This window comes from Streptomyces sp. NPDC001393 (genome assembly GCF_053597455.1).
Map to the genome: position 1 here is coordinate 308,101 of NZ_JBSFIH010000002.1, position 18,659 is coordinate 326,759.

The 18,659-nt window shown below is 72.5% G+C and carries 17 protein-coding genes; 3 read left to right on the forward strand and 14 right to left on the reverse strand.

The features are described from left to right. Positions 1–215: 215 nt before the first annotated feature. From ACWC2T_RS04430 to ACWC2T_RS04440, 3 genes are all read right to left on the reverse strand, one after another. Positions 216–2,489 (reverse strand): transglycosylase domain-containing protein, encoded by a 2,274-nt coding sequence (locus tag ACWC2T_RS04430; RefSeq protein WP_450668942.1) that lies wholly within the window; start codon positions 2,487–2,489, stop codon positions 216–218. 20 nt (positions 2,490–2,509) lie between these two features. Continuing rightward, on the reverse strand, positions 2,510–2,818 hold the full coding sequence (locus ACWC2T_RS04435) for a hypothetical protein (protein ID WP_450668943.1): 309 nt from the start codon (positions 2,816–2,818) through the stop codon (positions 2,510–2,512). Between the two features lie 430 nt (positions 2,819–3,248). Next, positions 3,249–3,710, reverse strand: coding sequence for a DUF1877 family protein (locus ACWC2T_RS04440; protein WP_450668944.1), 462 nt, complete (start codon positions 3,708–3,710; stop codon positions 3,249–3,251). Between the two features lie 415 nt (positions 3,711–4,125). Here ACWC2T_RS04440 and ACWC2T_RS04445 point away from each other — a divergent pair, with 415 nt between their 5' ends. Together ACWC2T_RS04445 and ACWC2T_RS04450 are read left to right on the forward strand one after the other, a co-directional pair. Then, complete coding sequence (locus ACWC2T_RS04445; RefSeq protein ID WP_450668945.1) at positions 4,126–4,758, forward strand: RNA polymerase sigma factor; 633 nt, start codon at positions 4,126–4,128, stop codon at positions 4,756–4,758. Positions 4,759–4,951: 193 nt separating this feature from the next. Continuing rightward, positions 4,952–5,749 carry a hypothetical protein gene (locus ACWC2T_RS04450; protein ID WP_450668946.1) on the forward strand — a complete coding sequence of 266 codons (798 nt, stop codon included), beginning with the start codon at positions 4,952–4,954 and terminating at the stop codon, positions 5,747–5,749. A 106-nt stretch (positions 5,750–5,855) separates the two neighbouring features. Here the strand turns inward: ACWC2T_RS04450 and ACWC2T_RS04455 are convergent, their stop codons facing one another. Both ACWC2T_RS04455 and ACWC2T_RS04460 read right to left on the reverse strand, forming a co-directional pair. Continuing rightward, positions 5,856–7,061 (reverse strand): NAD(P)/FAD-dependent oxidoreductase, encoded by a 1,206-nt coding sequence (locus ACWC2T_RS04455; RefSeq protein WP_450668947.1) that lies wholly within the window; start codon positions 7,059–7,061, stop codon positions 5,856–5,858. Positions 7,062–7,180: 119 nt separating this feature from the next. Further along, positions 7,181–8,125, reverse strand: coding sequence for an RNA polymerase sigma-70 factor (locus ACWC2T_RS04460; RefSeq protein ID WP_450668948.1), 945 nt, complete (start codon positions 8,123–8,125; stop codon positions 7,181–7,183). Between the two features lie 246 nt (positions 8,126–8,371). Here ACWC2T_RS04460 and ACWC2T_RS04465 point away from each other — a divergent pair, with 246 nt between their 5' ends. Next, on the forward strand, positions 8,372–9,193 hold the full coding sequence (locus ACWC2T_RS04465; RefSeq protein WP_450668949.1) for an AfsR/SARP family transcriptional regulator: 822 nt from the start codon (positions 8,372–8,374) through the stop codon (positions 9,191–9,193). 57 nt (positions 9,194–9,250) lie between these two features. On the opposite strand, the gene ACWC2T_RS04470 is transcribed toward ACWC2T_RS04465, so the two are convergent. The 9 genes from ACWC2T_RS04470 to ACWC2T_RS04510 all read right to left on the reverse strand — a co-directional run bounded on the left by ACWC2T_RS04470 (position 9,251) and on the right by ACWC2T_RS04510 (position 18,301). Further along, on the reverse strand, positions 9,251–10,996 hold the full coding sequence (locus tag ACWC2T_RS04470; RefSeq protein ID WP_450668950.1) for an acetyl/propionyl/methylcrotonyl-CoA carboxylase subunit alpha: 1,746 nt from the start codon (positions 10,994–10,996) through the stop codon (positions 9,251–9,253). Further along, the gene (locus tag ACWC2T_RS04475; protein WP_450668951.1) at positions 10,989–11,327 is read right to left on the reverse strand and encodes an acyl-CoA carboxylase subunit epsilon; all 339 of its coding nucleotides are present in this window, start codon (positions 11,325–11,327) and stop codon (positions 10,989–10,991) included. Before ACWC2T_RS04475 ends, ACWC2T_RS04470 begins: the two co-directional genes overlap by 8 nt. Beyond that, positions 11,246–12,814: an acyl-CoA carboxylase subunit beta gene (locus tag ACWC2T_RS04480; protein WP_450668952.1), complete on the reverse strand. Its 1,569-nt coding sequence runs from the start codon at positions 12,812–12,814 to the stop codon at positions 11,246–11,248. The genes ACWC2T_RS04475 and ACWC2T_RS04480 overlap by 82 nt, the downstream gene beginning before the upstream one ends. Further along, the gene (locus ACWC2T_RS04485; RefSeq protein WP_450668953.1) at positions 12,801–13,496 is read right to left on the reverse strand and encodes a 4'-phosphopantetheinyl transferase family protein; all 696 of its coding nucleotides are present in this window, start codon (positions 13,494–13,496) and stop codon (positions 12,801–12,803) included. Before ACWC2T_RS04485 ends, ACWC2T_RS04480 begins: the two co-directional genes overlap by 14 nt. A 9-nt stretch (positions 13,497–13,505) precedes the next feature. After that, positions 13,506–14,465 (reverse strand): aromatase/cyclase, encoded by a 960-nt coding sequence (locus tag ACWC2T_RS04490; RefSeq protein ID WP_450668954.1) that lies wholly within the window; start codon positions 14,463–14,465, stop codon positions 13,506–13,508. A 46-nt stretch (positions 14,466–14,511) separates the two neighbouring features. After that, entirely contained in the window at positions 14,512–15,297 is a 786-nt protein-coding gene (gene fabG / locus ACWC2T_RS04495; protein ID WP_450668955.1) for a 3-oxoacyl-ACP reductase FabG, read from the reverse strand. A gap of 100 nt (positions 15,298–15,397) precedes the next feature. After that, positions 15,398–15,670 (reverse strand): acyl carrier protein, encoded by a 273-nt coding sequence (locus ACWC2T_RS04500; RefSeq protein ID WP_208899763.1) that lies wholly within the window; start codon positions 15,668–15,670, stop codon positions 15,398–15,400. Between the two features lie 76 nt (positions 15,671–15,746). Beyond that, entirely contained in the window at positions 15,747–16,970 is a 1,224-nt protein-coding gene (locus ACWC2T_RS04505; RefSeq protein WP_450668956.1) for a ketosynthase chain-length factor, read from the reverse strand. Continuing rightward, positions 16,967–18,301: a beta-ketoacyl-[acyl-carrier-protein] synthase family protein gene (locus ACWC2T_RS04510; protein WP_450668957.1), complete on the reverse strand. Its 1,335-nt coding sequence runs from the start codon at positions 18,299–18,301 to the stop codon at positions 16,967–16,969. The genes ACWC2T_RS04505 and ACWC2T_RS04510 overlap by 4 nt, the downstream gene beginning before the upstream one ends. Between the last annotated feature and the right edge of the window lie 358 nt (positions 18,302–18,659).

Genomic DNA, 18,659 nt, shown 5'->3' on the forward strand with positions numbered 1-18,659 from the left:
CTCGCCTGACCCCTGTGCCGCTGCCCTCACTGCCGCACCGAACGAACTGAGCAGGGGTGGGATGGCCCGGGAGGCCTGCGAGCGATTGGTGGATTTGGGCCACCTATGGCTCGGTGAGGCCCGTGTCACGGCCGTCAGAGCTGGCCCAGATTTGCCAATCGCCGGTCCGGCTGACGGTCGTGGCCCTACCGCCGCTGGTCCACGCACCGCCGAAGTCAACGGCACCTGTGTGCATGACACTTGGTCCCGGGCGAGGTGGCGCCGGGGGTGGTCGTGCCGGGGGTTCGCTTGCCCCGGGTGCCGGTGTGCTTGGCCGGGGAGTGGGTGGGCTTGGGGGAGGGTGAGGGGGCGCCTGGCTCGTTGGTGCCGTGGCCGAGGGGCGCCGGGGGCGGGAACGGGAGGTCGGGCAGGCCGGCCAGGGCGTCGTGCATGTACCGGGTCCAGATCTCGGTCGGGATGTCCCCGCCGAACACCTTCTGCAGGCCGCCGACGCCCGCCAGGGACTGGAGCTGGGGGTGGGCCGGGTTCTCCTTGAAGAGGACGACGGACGTGGCCAGTTGGCGGGTGTAGCCGATGAACCAGGCCGAGCGGTAGTCGTCGGTGGTGCCCGTCTTGCCCGCCGCCGTGCGGCCGAGGGCCTGGGCCTTGGTTCCGGTGCCCCGGGTGATGACGCCCCGCAGGACGTCGGTCACGTTGTCGGCGACCGGCGCCGGCAGGGCCCGTACGGGGGCGGGGGCCGTGAAGCCGGGGAGGACCGCGCCGTTGTGGGTCACCTTGGTCACCGAGTACGGCGTGGCCCGCATCCCGGAGGCGGCGAACGTCGCGTAGGCGCCCGCCATGCGGATGGCGCTCGGGGTGGAGGTGCCGATGTAGAAGCCGGCGCTGGGCGCGGCGAGGCTCTCCGGGCGCAGGCCCAGGTTCTTGGCCGTAGCGGCCACGTCGCCGTAGCCGACGTCCTCGCCCAGCTGCACGTACGGCGTGTTGACCGACTGCTCCATCGCCGTGCGCAGGGAGATGTACCCCCAGCGGTGCGGGGTGTCGTTGTGCTGGTGGAGGAGGCCGGTGGGGTCCTTGTCGTCGGTGACGAAGTGGCCCTGCCGGTCCTTGATCTGGATGCCGTCGTCGCCGTTGAACGTGCTGGCCGGGGTGATCGGCGCCGGGGGCGTGCCCGGTTTCAGGACGGCCCCGTGCTGCAGCGCGGAGGCGAGGACGAGCGGTTTGAAGGTCGACCCCACCGGGACGCCGGAGGTGTCGGCGTTGTCCGCGTAGTGGGCCTGCTGGTAGCCGGGGCCGCCGTAGACGGCCAGGATCCGGCCGGTCGCCGGGTCCACCGAGGCGGCGCCGGCCTGGACGTCCCGGTCGGCGGCCCGGTGGGCGGGGTCGAGGCGCTCGGCGCGCACCTCGGCGACGGCCTTGGCGAGTTCCGCCGTCCGCTTGCGGTCGAAGGTGGTGTGGATCTGGTACCCGCCCCGGCTCAGGGCGCTGTCGGTGATGGAGGGGTCGTGGGTCTGGGCGTACGAGCGGGCCAGCTGGACCAGATAGCCGGCCTGCCCGGTGAGCCCGGAGCCGGGGGCCCACTTCCTGGGCGCCGGGAAGCCGGCCGCCGCGATGCGGGCGCGCTGCGCCTGGGTCAGTCTGCCGGTCGTGACCATCCGGTCGAGCACCCAGGACCAGCGGGCCTGCGCCTGCGCCCGTGCCCGGGGGTCGGAGTCGGCGTACTGGAAGAGGCTCGGTTCGTTGACCGCGGCGGCGAGGAACGCGCCCTGGCTCACGGTGAGCCTCTCGACCGGCAGGCCGTAGTACACGCGGGCCGCGGCCTGGATGCCGTTTGCCTGGCGGCCGAAGTAGCAGGTGTTCAGATACCCCTGGAGGATCTGCTGCTTGCTCATGCTCGCGCCGATCTTGGCGGAGATCAGCAGCTCCCTGAACTTGCGGGAGAGCGTCTGCGACTGGTCGAGGTAGGTGTTCTTCACGAACTGCTGGGTGATGGTCGATCCGGACTGGACGTTGCCGCCCTCGGCCATGTGCACCAGGGCGCGCGCGATGCCCTGCGGGTCGATGCCCGGGTCGGTGTAGAAGGAGGCGTTCTCGGCGGCGATGAAGTCCCCCTGCACGTCCTCGGGGACCTGTGCCAGGGTGACGTTCTCCCGGTTGACGCTGCCGTCGGTCGCCAGCACGGTGCCGTCGGACCAGTAGTAGACGTTGTTCTGCAGCAGCGTCGAGGGGTTCGGGTCGGGGATGGTGGTCGTGGCGTAGGCGTACCCGACGGCCGCGGCCAGTCCGCCGGCGCAGAACAGGAACGACGCGAGCACCTGCCGCCACGACGGCAGCCAGCGGCGCGGGCCGGTCCGGCCGGCGCGCGGATAGTCGATCCAACGTTTCTGCGCACCGCTACGACTCTGCGTGCCGCTACGACGCCTGCCGCGGGCGCCCGCCGCACGGCTGCCGGAGCCGGTGCGCTGCGGCGGTCGGCGCCGGGTTCCGCTCATGGGCCTGGATCACTTTCCTCTCAGTACCGGGCCGACGGGGGCGACGGGGCCACCGGAGCCGACGGCAGGCTGCCGTGGCGCTCCACGCGCTGCCGGCGCAGGCGCGAGCCGGACACGGCGGTGAAGACGGACTGGATCACCACCAGATACGTCAGCTGCCGGTGGACGAACTGCTGCAGCGGCAGGCTCCACAGCGGGCCGGGGCGCTCGCCGTCCAGGCGGAAGGCGTACAGGCCCATGCCGAGTTGCAGCAGCAGGAAGGCCAGCCACAGGCCGGCCACCCGGAGTGGGTCGAGGAAGACCAGGCCGTACAGGGCGAAGAGGTCCATGACCGGCGCGAGCAGCGGCAGCAGGACCTGGAAGAGCAGGAGGTACCCCAGGCTCCGGCGGCCCAGATTGCCGGCGGCGCCGGCCGGTGCCGGACGGGGAGTCGGGGGCGCTCAGGCGGGGCGTGTCCGACTGGGCGGGGTCCGCCCGCAGGACGAACGGGGCGCTGATGCCAGGGCCGCCCACCAGGGTGCTGATCTGTCGCGCGGCGTCCCAGGACAGCGTGGCCGTGTCGGTGACGGCGCCGCCGCCCTCGTGGCCGTGGGCATACGGATACCCGGCACCGCCGTACGGCTCCTCGCCGTACGCTCCGCCGCTCTCGTCCATCCACTGCACGGGTCGTGTCCCCTGTCCTGGCCGACCGACTTTCCTGGCCGACCGACACGGTCGTCCGCTTGGACAGAGCGCGGCGGCCCGGAACTGTTACACCTCTCACTCCTCACGCACCCACTTCACCACCGCCTCTCCACATTCGGCCGTGCGCGTGTAGAAGAGCTTCAGCTCCTGGTGCGCCACCGCGAACGCGCGCCAGGTCTCGGGCTCCTCCCGCACGCCGCCGTAGCGGGGCAGCAGCGCGTCCCGGGCGACATCCCACAGTGCGTCGAAGTCGGCCCTTGCCAGGTAGCGGGACACCCGGCGGACCTGGGCCGCCGTCAGCACCAGCAGCGGTGGTTTGTGGCGGTCGGCGCGGAACACCGGCCGGCCGCCGAGCACCACCTGGGTCTGGGGCCGGTCCTGGGCAAGGGGGTGCGGGCCGGCGCCGGTGTAGAGGCGCTCCTGGTCCCGGTAGCGCCGGACGGTCTCCGAGTCGCCCTCGAAAAGCCGTTCCAGCCAGGTCGAGCTGTTGCGCAGGGCCGGCGGCGGCACCGCGCGCAGACGGAGGTACGCGCTCATGCCCGAAGGAGCGCACGGGGGCGCCGAAGCGTCACGGGGCAAGACGGGGCGGGGCGCTGTGCGCGGGGCGGCCGGGACCCTGGGCAGTGGTCGGGGCCGCCGGCCGCCCCAGCCCTCCCCGTGCCACCCAAGGGGGGAGAGGCGGGGACACGGAGAGGGGTCCGGGAGGGGCTGCGGCACCGGCGCCGGTGAGCGGCGGCCGGCGCGGTACCGCACCCGGCACTCACCCAGCGCACGGTCCGCGGGAAACGTCACCCGGCCACCGCCGCCGGTCACCCGCGGCCCTCACCAGGGGCCCCTGGTACGTTGTGACACTTCTGTGCGGGCAGACGCTGAGCACCATGGGGCCGTCGGTGCGACCGGTGCGCGACTGACGGCACGGACGGGCTACGAACCGGCGCGAACGAGGACAATCTTGGGCCAGGTACGGCAACCCCGGCGCGTACAGGCGTACGACGGGGAACTGGGCGCTGCGGTCGCGCGGGCCCAGGAGGGCGACGAGGCCGCCTTCGCGGTCGCCTACCGGTTCGTGCAGCCCGGCCTGCTCGGCTATCTCCACGGCATCGTCGGCGACGACGCCGAGGACGTGGCCGCCGACGCCTGGCTGGACATAGCCCGCGACCTCGGACGCTTCAAGGGCGACGGCGCCGGTTTCCGCGGCTGGACCGCGACCATCGCCCGGCACCGGGCGCTGGACCATCTGCGCCGCCAGCGCGTACGGCCCCGGGCGGGCGGGACCGAGCAGGACGTACTGGACCTGCCCGGTCCGCACAGCACCCATGAGCAGGCTCTGGAGTCCCTCTCCACCGAGCGGGCCCTGGAACTGGTCCGCAGCCTGCCGCAGGACCAGGCCGAGGCGGTGCTCCTGCGGGTCGTGGTCGGCCTCGACGGTCCCGCCGCCGCACGCGTCCTCGGCAAGCGCCCCGGAGCGGTGCGCACGGCGGCCCACCGGGGCCTGAAACGGCTCGCGCGCCAGCTGGGCATCGGCGGCGAGGTGGAGAAGGGTGTGACGGATGGGGCCTGCCGGACGCTGGGGGAGTCGACATGAACGACTCCTGCGACAGCGGCCGGCGGACCGGCAGCGGGGTCTGCGCGCCGAACGGACCGGTGCCCCGGACGACTTGGTGCACCGCACGCGACCTTTGGCGCACCGCACGCGACCTTTGGCGCACCGCACGCGGCCTGGTGCACCGCACGATGCGAAACGGCAGGACAGGAACGGACGGGAACGGAAGACGGACATGGGTGAACGGCTGAGCGGCGACGGACGACCGGGCCGTCGGCGTGTGCAGTCCGGCGCCGTGTCCAGCGCGCCGGACACGGCTGACGCCGCCGCGCTGGAGACGGCGCTGGCCGCCGTCCTGCGCCCCGGCGCTCTCGACCCCGGGGCCGAGCAGCGGGCCCTGGCGGCCTTCCGGGACGCCCGCGCCACGGGCGCGCATCACGCGCGTACCCGGCGGCGCGACGACTGGCGGCCGGCCGCCGAGCGGCGGGCCCGGCGGTCCCTGAAGATGACGTTCGGCGCGGTGTTCGCGAGCCTCGCGCTGGGCGGCGTCGCCGTCGCGGCCATCGGCTCCGTCGGCCCGTCGACGCACCGTACCGGTGCCGAGGCGCGCGGCGGGCGCCCGTCGGCGGTCGCCCCGGCCCGGCCGGGCGGTGCGGATCCGTCGGCTCCCTCCGGCGGCTCCCGGCGGTCGGGCCCCCCGGCGCACGCCCAGGACATCGAGGCCCACTGCCGGGCCTACGAGCAGGTCCAGGGCCGGGGCCGGGCGCTCGAGGCGCGCGCCTGGCAGCGGCTCCTCACGGCCGCCGGCGGCGAGGACAAGGTCGCCGCGTACTGCGCCGAGCAGCTGACGCGGGCGAGCGCCGAGCCGAGCCCGTCGGCCGGCAAGGGCAAGCACGGCGAAAGCGCCAAGGACGCCGGCAAGGACACGACGGGCGGCACCGGCACCTCGGGCCACGGCACCTCCGGCGGCACGGACGGCTCCGACGGGAAGAGCAGGGCCGGCGGCGGCAAGAGCGGCGGGAAGCACAACTAGGTCCTCGGCCGTGACCGCCTCCGGGGTGCCCTCCGCGACCCCGGACAACGACCCGTACGGGAAAGGACGTTGGGGACGGTGGCGGTGTGGGTGCGTACGGCGGGGGTCAGCCCTGTGCCGCGACCGTCGCGGCCGTCGCGCCCGCCGCGGCCGGCTCCCGCACCACGCGGCGGCGCCGGGTCGGCATCCCGAGGGTCGGGTGGGCGACGCTCCAGGCCGCGCCCTTGCAGACCAGCTCCTTGTAGAGGGCGGCGAGCCGTCCGGTCAGGGCCGCGCGGACGGCGCGGTCGTCGGCGGTGACGTACTGGATCAGGCCCTCCCTGCGGCCCAGCGAAATGCACTGGTTGTAGTAACGGATCGGTACGTTCGGGACCTTGCCGCCGGTCAGGCGGGCCGCGATGGCGTCCGCGGCCTGCCACGCGGTGAAGCCGCCCGAGGCGCACGACATCCGCAGCGGCTTCTTCCCGGGGCCCATCGCCATGGCCGCGTCGCCGACGGCGTACACGTCCGGGTGCGAGACCGAGCGCATGGTGGCGTCGACCACGATCTGCCCCGCGCCGGTGACCTCCAGGGCGGTGGCCCGCGCGATCGGGTGGACGGCGAAGCCGGTGGTCCACACGGTGACCGCGGCGGGCACGGACGCGCCGTCGGCGGTGGCCACGCGGTCGGCCTCGACGCCGGTGACCACCGTGTGCTCGTGCACGGTGATGCCGAGCCGGTCGAAGACCTTCCGCAGGTGCCGGCGGCCCTTGGGCGAGAGCCAGTCACCGAGGCCGCCCCGGGCGACGAGGGCGACGTCGAGGTCCCCACGCGCCTCGGCGATCTCGGTCGCGGCCTCCAGGCCGGTGAGGCCGGCGCCGACCACGACCACCGCCTGCCCGGCGTCCAGGCGGGCCAGGCGCTCACCCAGCCGGAGCGCTCCGGAGCGGCTCGCGATCTGCTCGGCGTGCTCCGCGGCGCCGGGGACGCCCTGGTCGTCCCAGCCGCTGCCGAGGGCGTACACGAGGGTGTCGTACGGCAGTTCCTCGGCTCCGTTCGCGCCGTCGACGGCGACGGCCCTGCGGTCGACGTCGACGGCGGTGACCCTCGCGAGCTTCAGCGCGACGCCGGTGCCCGCGAACATCTCGCCGAAGGGCCGGGGCCTGAGGTCCTGGCCGGCGGCGAGCTGGTGCAGCCGGACGCGCTCGACGAAGTCCGGTTCGGTGTTGACGAGGGTGATGGCGACGTCTTCGCGGCGTAGCCGCCTGGCGAGGCGCCCGGCCGCGATGGCTCCGGTGTATCCGGCTCCGAGGACGACGATGCGGTGCTGCATGTCCCTGCTCCTGTCCTGCTCTCCGGTCCTGCTTTCCTGTCCTGCGCGGACTCGCCCCTTGAACCGGGCGGCCCGCCGTTTCCTGACAGGAACGCGATGTGAAGCACCTCACATCGGGATCAGAAGGCCTCGAGCAGGGGTTCGCCGTGGTCGGTGGCCGCCCACCGCCGGGTCGCGCGTTCCAGCTTGTCGGGGTTGACCTGGTTGCGGACGGCGGCGATGCCCTCGGCGGTGACCTCCAGGCACATGACGCCCACGACCCGGCCGCCGACGACCGCGACCAGGGCGGGGGCGCCGTTGGCGGTCGTGACGTAGACCTCGGTCGAGCCGCCGACCAGACGGCGCTTGGCCTCGCTGGGCTTGAACAGCCCCCGCATGAACTTGGCGACCGCCTGGGCACCCTCGAACGCCTTGGCCCGGGCCGGGACCTTCCCGCCGCCGTCGCCGATCGAGACGGCGTCCTGGGTGAGCAGCCGCACGAGCGGCTCGGTCCTTCCGCTGGTGGCGGCCGCGAGGAACTCCTCGACGACGCGCCGGGCGGCGGCCTCGTCGACCTCGGCGCGGGCCCTGCCGTCCGCCACGTGCCGCTTGGCCCGGTGGAAGATCTGCTGGCTGGCGGCCTCGGTGAGGTCGAGGATCCCGGCGATCTCCCGGTGCGGATAGCCGAAGGCCTCCCGCAGCACGTACACCGCCCGCTCGCCCGGGGACAGCCGCTCCAGCAGGGCGAGGACCGCGTACGACACCGACTCGCGCTGTTCGGCCGTGTCGGCCGGCCCGAGCATCGGGTCCCCGGCGAGCAGCGGCTCGGGCAGCCACTGGCCCACATAGGTCTCACGCCGCGCACGGGCCGAGGCGAGCTGGTTGAGGCACAGGTTGGTGAGCACCTTCGTCAGCCATGCCTCGGGCACCTCGATACGCCCGACGTCGGCACCCTGCCAGCGCAGGAACGCCTCCTGCACGGCGTCCTCGGCCTCACTCGCCGAGCCCAGCAGCCGATAGGCGAGGGCCTCCAGCCGCGGCCTGCACGCCTCGAACCGGTCCACGTCCTCCACGGTCAGCGCCATGGGCCGGATCCTAGCTCCCAGCGCCATTACTACCCAGTAATAGCATTCTTTCCCCAAAGGGAAAGTAATGCGACATGCGCCACTTGCGAGCGAAACGGAGCGATAGCAGTCCGAATCGCCTTGACAGGTGACAGGTTAACTATCGTATTGTTCAAGAGTACGCTCATGGGGGGAACGTCAACGTAGCCGGCTCCCTCATTCTTCGATGTCGACGCCTGCGCCTGGGGCGTACAACCAAGGGGGATAATGGACATCGGGATACTAGGGCCTCTCACTGTGAGATCGGCAGGACGTGAAGCTGCTCCGACCGCACCGAAACCTCGTCAGCTTCTCGCTCTCCTCGCCATTCGCACCGGTCAGGTCGTGCCGATGGAAGCACTCGTCGACGAATTGTGGGAACACGATCCGCCAGCCAGTGCGGTGACCGTCATACAGACCTACATCGTCCTGCTGAGGCGTTCACTCGCGGCGAGCCTCCAGCTGTCGACCGAGCACGTCGCCCAGCACGTACTGCCGTACACGGGCTGGGGCTACCAGCTGTCGCCCGGCGAAGGGGCGCACGACGCGGACTCCTTCGCCCAGCTCACCGAGCGGGGGAGCCGGGAGCTGGCGGACGGCGACTACCACCGCGCGACCATGTCCTTCCAGCGCGCCGCGCAGTTGTGGCGCGGCCCCGCCCTGGCGGACGTGCGCACCGGGCCGCAGCTCCTGGCCCACCGCACGTCACTGGAGGAATCCCGCACCGTCGCCGTCGAACAGCGCATCGAAGCCGATCTGCACCTCGGCCGCCATCACCAGTTGATTGGTGAACTTTCCGGTCTGGTAATTCAGGATCCGTTGCATGAGCGAACCCATTCCCTCCTCATGGTTTCCCAGTACCGGTCGGGACGCAGGGCGCAGGCCCTCGAAACATTCCGGAAACTCCACAAAAACCTGAGGGAAGAACTGGGAATAGAACCGTCTGAGCACGTCACAAGAATCCATCAGCGAATTCTCTCCGGGGATACGTCTCTGCTGCACTCGGCCGAGGGGCTGAAACCGGAAGGGTGCCGCAGGTCCGCGGCATAAGTGGGGGTGGCGCACTCCGCATGCTGCATACGGGGTGCGCCACCGCACGCCGGCGACTCAGCTCTTTATCTCGCAGATGAGTGCGCCCGAGGAGACGGAGGCGCCCACTTCTGCCGTCAGGCCCTTCACCGTGCCGGAGCGGTGCGCATGGAGCGGCTGTTCCATCTTCATCGCCTCCATGACGACGACGAGCTCCCCCTCGGCCACCGGCTGCCCCTCCTGGACCGCGACCTTGACGACCGTGCCCTGCATCGGGGAGGTCAGCGCGTCACCCGACGCGGCGGCCCGGTTCGCCCCCACCGTGCGCCGCGCGGGCCTGACGGCACCGGCCAAGGACGGGGCGGCCGTCCCCAGGGAAGCGGGCAGTGCCACCTCCACCCGCCGGCCACCGACCTCGACGACGACGGTCTCGCGAGCGGGTTCTGTGCCGGGGTCCGCCGCGGCGCCGGCGAACGCCGGGATCGCGTTCACGAACTCCGTCTCGATCCACCGCGTGTGCACCCGGAAGGGACTGCTGGTGTAGGCCTCGTCGGCCACCACTGCCCGGTGGAACGGAACCGCCGTGGCCATCCCCTCCACCCGCAGCTCCCCCAGGGCCCGGGCCGCCCGCTGCAGGGCCTGCTCCCGGTCGGCCCCCGTCACGATCAGCTTCGCCAGCAGCGAGTCCCACGCCGGACCGATCACGCTCCCCGACTCCACGCCCGCGTCCAGCCGTACGCCCGGCCCGGACGGGGCGACGAACCGTGTCACGGTCCCCGGCGCCGGCAGGAACCCCCGCCCCGGATCCTCGCCGTTGATCCGGAACTCGAAGGCGTGCCCGCGCACCGGCGGATCGTCGTACCCGAGGGCCTCGCCGTCGGCGATACGGAACATCTCCCGGACCAGATCGATGCCCGTGACCTCCTCGGTCACCGGATGCTCCACCTGCAGCCGGGTGTTGACCTCCAGGAACGAGATCGTCCCGTCCGCCCCGACCAGGAACTCCACGGTGCCCGCGCCCACATACCCGGCCTCCCGCAGGATGGCCTTGGAGGCGGCGTACAGCTGGTCGTTCTGCGCAGCCGTCAGGAAGGGCGCGGGGGCCTCCTCCACCAGCTTCTGGTGGCGGCGCTGCAGCGAGCAGTCCCGCGTGGAGACGACGACCACATGGCCGTACGCGTCGGCCAGGCACTGGGTCTCCACATGCCGCGGCCGGTCGAGATACCGCTCCACGAAGCACTCGCCCCGCCCGAACGCGGCCACCGCCTCACGCACCGCCGACTCGTACAGCTCCGGCACTTCCCGCAGCGTGCGGGCGACTTTCAGGCCGCGGCCGCCCCCGCCGAAGGCGGCCTTGATGGCGATAGGCAGCCCGTGTTCCCGCGCGAAGGCCAGCACCTCCTCCGCTCCCGACACCGGATCCGCCGTGCCCGCCACCAGGGGCGCACCCGCCCGCTGTGCGATGTGCCGGGCGGCGACCTTGTCCCCGAGGGCGCGGATCGCCTGCGGCGGCGGGCCGATCCACGTCAGCCCCGCGTCCAGCACGGCCTGCGCGAAGTCCGCGTTCTCGGACAGGAAGCCGTACCCCGGGTGGACCGCGTCGGCCCCCGACTCCCCGGCCGCCGCCAGGACCTTGGCCATGTCCAGATAACTCGCCGCCGGGGTGTCTCCGCCCAGGGCGAACGCCTCGTCGGCCGCGCGCACATGCAGCGCGTCCCGGTCCGGTTCCGCGTACACCGCCACACTGGCGATTCCGGCGTCCCGGCACGCACGGGCGACGCGGACCGCGATCTCGCCACGATTGGCGATGAGCACCTTACGCACGACTCCTCCCTCTCCCCCATCCCTGCGATCCGGCCCATCCCCGTGATCCGGCTCGCCACGAGCCCGCCGACCGGCACGGGCCCTCCTCGGCCCTTCCCCAGCCGGCCCTCGCCGGGCCGGGGCCGGCGGATACCGCCGCGGCGCGCCGCGTCACCGCGCTCAGCACGACCGTGAGGACGGCGAGGTCCTCGTGGCTCGGATTCCCCCGGAGCACCCGGACGCCGCCCTGCCGTTCGGGCCGCCCGGGCGTCACAGCGGCGGGTTGCCGTGCTTGCGCGACGGCAGGTCGGCGTGCTTGCTGCGCAGCATCGCGAGGGAGCGGATCAGGCACGACCTGGTGTCGCCCGGGTCGATGACGTCGTCCACCAGGCCGCGTTCGGCCGCGTAGTAGGGGTGCATCAGCTCGGTCCGGTACTCCTTGATCTTCTGCCGGCGCACCGCCTCCGGATCGGAGGCCGCCGCGATCTCCCGGCGGAAGATCACGTTCGCCGCGCCCTCCGCCCCCATCACCGCGATCTCGTTCGACGGCCACGCGAGCGAGATGTCCGCCCCGATGGACCGGGAGTCCATGACGATGTACGCACCGCCGTACGCCTTGCGCAGGATCAGCTGGACCCGTGGGACCGTGGCATTGCAGTAGGCGTACAGCAGCTTCGCGCCGTGCCGGATGACACCGCCGTGCTCCTGGCCCACCCCGGGCAGGAACCCGGGCACGTCGACCAGGGAGACCAGGGGGATGCTGAACGCGTCGCACAGCTGGATGAACCGGGCGCCCTTCTCCGACGCCCCGATGTCCAGGACGCCCGCGAGCGACGCCGGCTGGTTGGCGACGATGCCGACGACCTGGCCGTCGAGCCGGGCGAGCGCGCACAGGATGTTGGTGGACCACGCCGAGTGCACCTCGAAGAACTCGCCGTCGTCGACGATCTCCTCGATCACCGCGCGCATGTCGTAGGCGCGCCCCGGGTCCTGCGGCACCAGGTCGAGCAGGGCGTCGGTGCGCCGGTCGACCGGGTCCGCGCAGGCCTCGGCCGGGGGGAGTTCGCGGTTGTTGGCGGGCAGGAGCGACAGCAGGAAGCGCACGTCCGCCAGGCAGGACTCCTCGTCGTCGTACGCGGCGTGCGCCACCCCGGAGGTGGCCGCGTGCACATCGGCGCCGCCGAGACCGTTCTGGCTGATCTCCTCGCCGGTGACCGCGCGCACCACGTCGGGTCCCGTGATGAACATCTGGGAGGTGTCACGGACCATGAAGACGAAGTCGGTCAGGGCCGGGCTGTAGGCCGCGCCGCCGGCGCACGGGCCGAGCATCACCGATATCTGCGGGATGACCCCGGACGCCCTGGTGTTGCGCTGGAAGATGCCGCCGTAGCCGGCGAGGGCACTGACACCTTCCTGGATGCGGGCACCCGCCCCGTCGTTCAGGGAGACCAGCGGGGCACCGGCCGCGAGGGCCATGTCCATGATCTTGTGGATCTTGGTGGCGTGGGCCTCGCCCAGGGCGCCGCCGAAGATCCGGAAGTCGTGGGCGTAGACGAAGACCGTACGGCCGTGCACCGTGCCCCAGCCCGTCACCACCCCGTCCGTGTGGGGGCGCCGCTGCTCCAGGCCGAAGCCGGTGGCGCGGTGCCTGCGGAGCGCCTCGATCTCGGTGAACGACCCCTCGTCCAGGAGGAGTTCGATGCGCTCGTACGCGGTGAGCTTGCCCTTGGCGTGCTGGCGCTCGGTGGCGGCCGGATCCGGGCCCCGCCTGACCGCCTCCTTGATCTCGCGCAGCTCGGCGAGCCGCTCGTGGGAGACGGCGTCGTCAGTGGATTGCATGGTGTTCGCCCTTTCTGCGTGGGTCGCGTTGACTCGTCAGACCGCGAGCGGACCGGGGTTGCCGGTCTTGCGTGACCTCGGCGGTCGTGGTCCCGGCGGCGGGGCCACGGCCGGCGCAGGACAGCACGTAGCCGGGCGGGCCGGGCAGGACGGTGCCCGCGAGGTCCGTGTCACCGGGCAGCCAGGTCAGCCGCCGGGAGGTGCGGGGGAAGGTGCCGGGCGGTGGGCTGCCCACGGGTCTGCGCAGCCCACCGCCGGCGAGTCCCCGGCCGGCCGCCTTGCCCGCCGACTCCTTGCGCGTCCACAGGTGCAGCAGACCGACCGGGCGCAGTGCGGGCGGCAGGGACAGCACCCAGGACGCCTCGCCGGGGGTGAACCAGCGGGTGGCGAGCCCCGCCGCGTCGAGCGGGCGGATCGCCTCCACGTCCACCCCGATGCCGGAGAGCTCCGTGTGCGGCCTGGTGACCGCGACGGCGACGACTCCCCGGGTGTGGCTCACACTGGCGCACAGTCCGGCGGCGGCACCGGACAGTTCGGGCCGCCCCGACGCCGCCCGGCCGAGCACGACGTCGGCCGGCCGGGCGGCGCACACCTCGGCGGCGACGCTCCTGAGGAGTTCCCTGGCCCGGGTGCGCGGGTCCGCCCCCGCATACGCCCAGCGGACGGCGACGGCGGCCGCCATGCGGTGCGTTCAGCCGCCGGAGACGAGGGCCGGGTCGCCCTGTGCGAACGACCGGGCGTGTTCCAGGGTGATGCGGCTGTTGCCGGTGAGCGCCGTACGGGCGAACTCCAGGGCGTCGGCCACCGTCGCGGTGTCGCCGAGGACGCCCGCCACCGCCTCGGGGTTGATCACCACGGTGTGCCGCGAGGTGAGGGTGACGCCGCCGTCGACGGCCGCCACCCGCCACTCACCGGTGTGGGCGGCCAGCAGCGGCGGCAGCACCGTCTGCTTGTAGACGATGCGTTCGCCGGCGAAGCAGATCCGTACGGACCTGGTGGTGTGCCGGTCACCGGTGCGGGTGATGGAGTCCATCTCCATGACCTGGACGCCCGGATCGTCCTCCGTGAGCTCCATCCGGGACACATGGGGCAGCCGGTCCGGCCACCGCGACGCCTCGTGGAGGAAGGCGTACGCGTCCTCCGCGCGGCCGCCCTCCACGAGGATGGTGTCGTCGAAGGTCAGCCGGTGCGCCGGCCCGGTGGCGGCCCGCTCGGCGAGCGCCTTCAGGTTCGCCAGCTCGGCACGGCTGTTGCGCTCCGTCACGTCCGCGATCCAGGCCAGGGCGGCCGGATCGTCGTCGACCGCCCGGTAGCTGTGGTCGAGGACGATCCGGGTGCCGCCGTCCGGGAGCGCCTGGAGCGTCCAGGCCCCGGACATCGACGCGACGGGCGGCTGGGACACCTCCTGCCGGAAGGTGATGCGCAGCTTGCCGGGGTCCAGTTCCCGGCGGGAGGTCCACGCCTTGACGGTGTCTCCGGCCAGCGCCCAGATGCGTATGCGCTCCCTCCCGCCGTCGCCGTCCGACCGCTGCAGCTGCTCCACATGAACGGTCGGGGAGAAGGTCACCGGCCAGGACGCGGCATCGGCCAGCAGGGCGTAGACGGTCCGCGGTGCCGCTGTGGTGGTGATGGTGTGCCGTACGTCGGTCATCGCACGTTGCTCCCTGTCGTCGGGTCTGCGTACACGTCGCTGCGCATCAGTAGTTGCCGAGCCCGCCGCACACGTTGAGCGCCTGGGCGGTGATCGAGGCCGCGAGGTCCGAGAGCAGATAGCCGACCAGGCCGGCCACCTCCTGCGGGGTGGAGTACCGCCCCAGCGGGATCTTGGTCTCGAACCGTTCCAGGACCGCCTCCTCCTCGGTGTCCCAGATGCGCGCGTAGTTGGCCCGCACCTGCTGCGCCATGGGCGTCTCGACATAACCGGGGCAGACCGCGTTCACCGTGATCCCGGACTTGGCGAGTTCGAGGCCCAGCGCCTTGGTGAATCCGATGACGCCGTGCTTGGACGCCGAGTAGGGCGCCCCGAGCACGACACCCTGCTTGCCGCCGGTCGAGGCGATGTTGACGATGCGACCCCGCTCCTTGTCGCGCATGCCGCCCGTGGTGAGCACCTCCCGTGTCATGAGGAAGACGCTGTTGAGGTTGGTGTCCATGACGTCGTACCAGGTGTCGTCGTCGAGGTCGGCGGTGACACCGCCGCCGCTGCGCCCCGCGTTGTTGACGAGGGTGTCGACGGTGCCGTAGCGCTCCACCGCCGCCTCCACGAAGGCGCGCACCTCGTCCCGCGAGCGGACGTCACAGGTCCTGCCGTCCACCTCCAGGCCCCGCTCGCGCAGGCCCTTGACGGTGACGTCCAGGTCCTCGGCGTTACGGGCGCAGATGAAGACCCTGGCGCCGGCGGTGGCCAGGCTCTCCGTGATCGCGAGTCCGATTCCGCTGGTGCCACCGGTCACGATGACCGTGGTGGCCGTGTCGTTGGCCATGCTGTGCTCTCTCTTCTCACGTCGACGAGGGGTGATGAGGGGCGATGACGGGCGATGCGGGTCGGTGCCGGGCGATGGGGTCGGTGAGGGCCGACGAGGCTCATGCGGCCCGGGCGGCCGGCGGGAGAGCCCCGTTGGCGGCCGCCAGCAGCAGCCGCGGGGTCTCCGCCTCGCTCACCGCGTCGTCGGAGAGCTTCACGCCGAACTCGCGCTCGATCCGGCTGGAGGCTTCCAGCAGGGCCAGGGAGTCGTAGCCGAGGTCGGCGAAGAGGGTGTCGAGAATGTCGCCGTCGAGGTCGACGCCCTCGTCCTCACCGGCGCTCTCGCGCAGGATGCGGGTCAGGTCGTCGAGGGTCAGTTCACGTGCGGTCATGGTCGGTGTCCTCGTTTCGGTGGGGAATGAAGTGGCACGAGTGGCTGACTATGCGTCAGATTGCTTGTGTAGAAGGTCAGTCGGCGGTCGGGGCGCGCAGCACCATGGCGGCGTTGAAGCCGCCGTGGCCACGGGCGAGCACCAGCGCGTGCCGCACCGTCATCTCGCGGGCGGCGTCCCGGACCAGGTCGATCGCGCAGTCCGCCGCCTGCTCGGTGACGCGCAGCGTGGGCGGTACGACGCCGTCCCGCATGGCGAGCAGGGCGGTCGCCGCGTCCAGCGACGCCGCGCCCGAGTAGAGGCGGCCGGTCATCGTCTTCGGGGCGGTGACCGGCACCGAGTACGGGCCGAACACCGCGCTCAGCGCCGCTGCCTCCGCCCGGTCGGCATCAGGCAGTCCGGCGGCGTCCGCGAAGACCACGTCGACGGCCTCCGGGGCCACCCGGGCGTCGGCGAGGGCCGTCTCGACGGCACGGCGCAGTCCCGGTTCACGGCCGGAGCCGGGCCTGGGGTCGAACGTCGCGCCGTAGCCGGCGATGGTGCCGTAGCTGCGCGCGCCCCGTTCCCGGGCGTGGGACGCGCGCTCCAGGACCAGGATCGCGCCGCCCTCGCCGGGCAGATGTCCGTCCGCCGAGACGTCGAACGGCGCGTAGGCACGCTCGGGGTCGCTGGTCGGGCTCAGGCGCCCGGTGGTCAGCTGGGAGACCAGACCCCACGGCGACAGGGAGGCGTCGACCCCGCCCGAGACGACCACGCCGGTGCCCTTGCGCAGGTGCCGGCGTGCGTGGCCGAGCGCGTCCAGGCCGCCCGCCTGGTCGGTGACCAGCACTCCGCTGGGGCCGCGCATCCCGTGACGGATGGAGATCTGACCGGTGTTGACGGCGTAGAACCAGGCGAAGGACTGATAGGCGCTGACGTACTGGGGACCCTTGCTCCACAGCTTCTGCAGTTCGTGCTGGGCGAACTCGAAGCCGCCGGAGGCGCTGGCCGTCACCACGCCCATGTCGAACTCCGGCACGGACGCGGGGTCCAGGTCCGCGTCGGCGAGCGCCCAGTCCGAGGCCACGAGGGCCATCTGCGTCATCCGGTCGGTCTGCGGCAGCAGCCGGCTCGCCAGGTGCTCCCCGGCGACGAAGTCCGTCACCTCGCCGGCGAGCTGCGTCGGGTAGGAGCCGGGGTCGTACCGGCTGATCCGGTCGATGCCGCTGATGCCCTTCTGGGTCGCGGCCCAGTACTCCTCGGTGCCCAGGCCGTTCGGCGCGAGAACGCCGATGCCGGTCACCGCGATGGACTCGGTCATGCCGTCTTCCTCTCCGAGGGCCGGGTCAGCACCATGGCGCTCTGGAACCCGCCGAATCCGCTGCCGACGGTGAGCGCCGTGTCGACCCGCTGTTCGCGGGCGGTGTGCGGGACGTAGTCGAGATCGCACTCCGGGTCGGGGGTGTGCAGGTTCGCGGTGGGCGGCACCACGCCGTGCTCGATCGTCAGCGCGCAGGCGGCGATCTCGATGGATCCGATCGCCCCGAGGGAGTGGCCGATCATCGACTTGATCGAGCTGACCGGCACGTCGTACGCGTGCTGTCCGAGGCTGCGCTTGAACGCGGCGGTCTCGTGGCGGTCGTTCTGCTTGGTGCCGGAGCCGTGCGCGTTGACGTACTGCACGTCCTGCGGGTTCATCCGGGCCTCGGCCAGCGCGGTCTCGATGGCCACCGCCATCTCCCGGCCGTCCGGCCGCAGTCCGGTCATGTGGAAGGCGTTGCACCGGGACGCGAAGCCCGCGATCTCGGCGTAGATGTGCGCACCGCGCCGCCGGGCGTGCTCGTACTCCTCCAGGACGAACACCGCCGCGCCCTCGCCCAGCACGAAGCCGTTGCGGCTCCTGTCGAACGGCCGGGAGGCGTGCTCCGGGTCGTCGTTGCGCGGCGAGGTCGCCTTGATGGCGTCGAAGCAGGCGACCGCGATCGGGGAGATCGGGGCGTCGGTGGCACCGGCGACCATGATGTCCGCGCTGCCCTCGGCGATCAGCTCGCGGGCGTAGCCGACCGAGTCGAGGCCGGAGGTGCAGCCGGCCGAGACCACCGCGGTGGGGCCTTCGGCGCCCACGGTCCAGGCGACCTCCGCGGCGATGCTGCTCGGCACGAAGTGCCCGTACAGGTGCGGCACCCCGTACTCGGCGTCGACGAGCCACTTGCGCCCGCTGTCGCTGAGGACGACGTACTCCTCCTCCAGCCCCATGGTCGCGCCGACCGCGCTGCCGATGGTGACGCCGATCCGGGCCGGGTCGGGGGCCTGGAAGTCGAGGCCGCTGTCGCGCACGGCCTCCCCGGCACCGACGACCGCGAACTGGGTCGCCCGGTCCATGCGGCGGATCTCACGCGGCGTCAGCCCGTGGAGCGCCGGGTCGAAGTCGCACTCGGCCGCGATCTGCGAGCGGTATGGGGACGGGTCGAAGAAGGAGATGCGTCCGGTCGCGGTGCGTCCCGAGGTGATGAGGTCCCAGAAGGCCTTGGTGCCCGTGCCGCCGGGTGCCACCACTCCGATGCCGGTGATGACCACCCGGCGGGGGGCTGTGGGCCGGCGCCCCGGCTCCGCCGCGCGGCGGGAGTCCGCGGCAGGGTCCGTCGCTGACATGTCGGCTGCCTTTCCGTGAGAGGGCCGTCCCCTCGCATCACGGCCGCATCGATGCCGGCCGGAGCGCACAGGGACTCAGATCGTGGAACTGCCGTCGGCGGGAAGGCCGCACCGGCGTGAGCACACGCTCTCGGCGCGGCCTCAAGGTCCGCTAAAGATCCGGCCAAGGAGTACGCCAGCACCGCTGGACAAGGCTTGCGGAAGTCCCCCGGACATGCCTGTGGCCTGCGACGCAGCGTTCCGCGTCGCAGGCCACGAGAGTGCGGGTGGATCGGTTTCGGTCAGCCGGGCGCCGAGAAGTGCCGGGCCAGCGCGACCCGGTCCGGCGTGGCCACGGCACCGGAGTACGCCAGCACCG

What these genes read in the sequence shown, in the direction of transcription:
- ACWC2T_RS04430 (WP_450668942.1), bottom strand. Translation starts at nt 2,489, where the DNA reads ATGAGCGGAACCCGGCGCCGACCGCCGCAGCGCACCGGCTCCGGCAGC.
- ACWC2T_RS04435 (WP_450668943.1), bottom strand. Translation starts at nt 2,818, where the DNA reads ATGGACCTCTTCGCCCTGTACGGCCTGGTCTTCCTCGACCCACTCCGG.
- ACWC2T_RS04440 (WP_450668944.1), bottom strand. Translation starts at nt 3,710, where the DNA reads ATGAGCGCGTACCTCCGTCTGCGCGCGGTGCCGCCGCCGGCCCTGCGC.
- ACWC2T_RS04450 (WP_450668946.1), top strand. Translation starts at nt 4,952, where the DNA reads ATGGGTGAACGGCTGAGCGGCGACGGACGACCGGGCCGTCGGCGTGTG.
- ACWC2T_RS04455 (WP_450668947.1), bottom strand. Translation starts at nt 7,061, where the DNA reads ATGCAGCACCGCATCGTCGTCCTCGGAGCCGGATACACCGGAGCCATC.
- ACWC2T_RS04460 (WP_450668948.1), bottom strand. Translation starts at nt 8,125, where the DNA reads ATGGCGCTGACCGTGGAGGACGTGGACCGGTTCGAGGCGTGCAGGCCG.
- ACWC2T_RS04465 (WP_450668949.1), top strand. Translation starts at nt 8,372, where the DNA reads ATGGACATCGGGATACTAGGGCCTCTCACTGTGAGATCGGCAGGACGT.
- ACWC2T_RS04480 (WP_450668952.1), bottom strand. Translation starts at nt 12,814, where the DNA reads ATGCAATCCACTGACGACGCCGTCTCCCACGAGCGGCTCGCCGAGCTG.
- ACWC2T_RS04485 (WP_450668953.1), bottom strand. Translation starts at nt 13,496, where the DNA reads ATGGCGGCCGCCGTCGCCGTCCGCTGGGCGTATGCGGGGGCGGACCCG.
- ACWC2T_RS04490 (WP_450668954.1), bottom strand. Translation starts at nt 14,465, where the DNA reads ATGACCGACGTACGGCACACCATCACCACCACAGCGGCACCGCGGACC.
- fabG (WP_450668955.1), bottom strand. Translation starts at nt 15,297, where the DNA reads ATGGCCAACGACACGGCCACCACGGTCATCGTGACCGGTGGCACCAGC.
- ACWC2T_RS04500 (WP_208899763.1), bottom strand. Translation starts at nt 15,670, where the DNA reads ATGACCGCACGTGAACTGACCCTCGACGACCTGACCCGCATCCTGCGC.
- ACWC2T_RS04505 (WP_450668956.1), bottom strand. Translation starts at nt 16,970, where the DNA reads ATGACCGAGTCCATCGCGGTGACCGGCATCGGCGTTCTCGCGCCGAAC.
- ACWC2T_RS04510 (WP_450668957.1), bottom strand. Translation starts at nt 18,301, where the DNA reads ATGTCAGCGACGGACCCTGCCGCGGACTCCCGCCGCGCGGCGGAGCCG.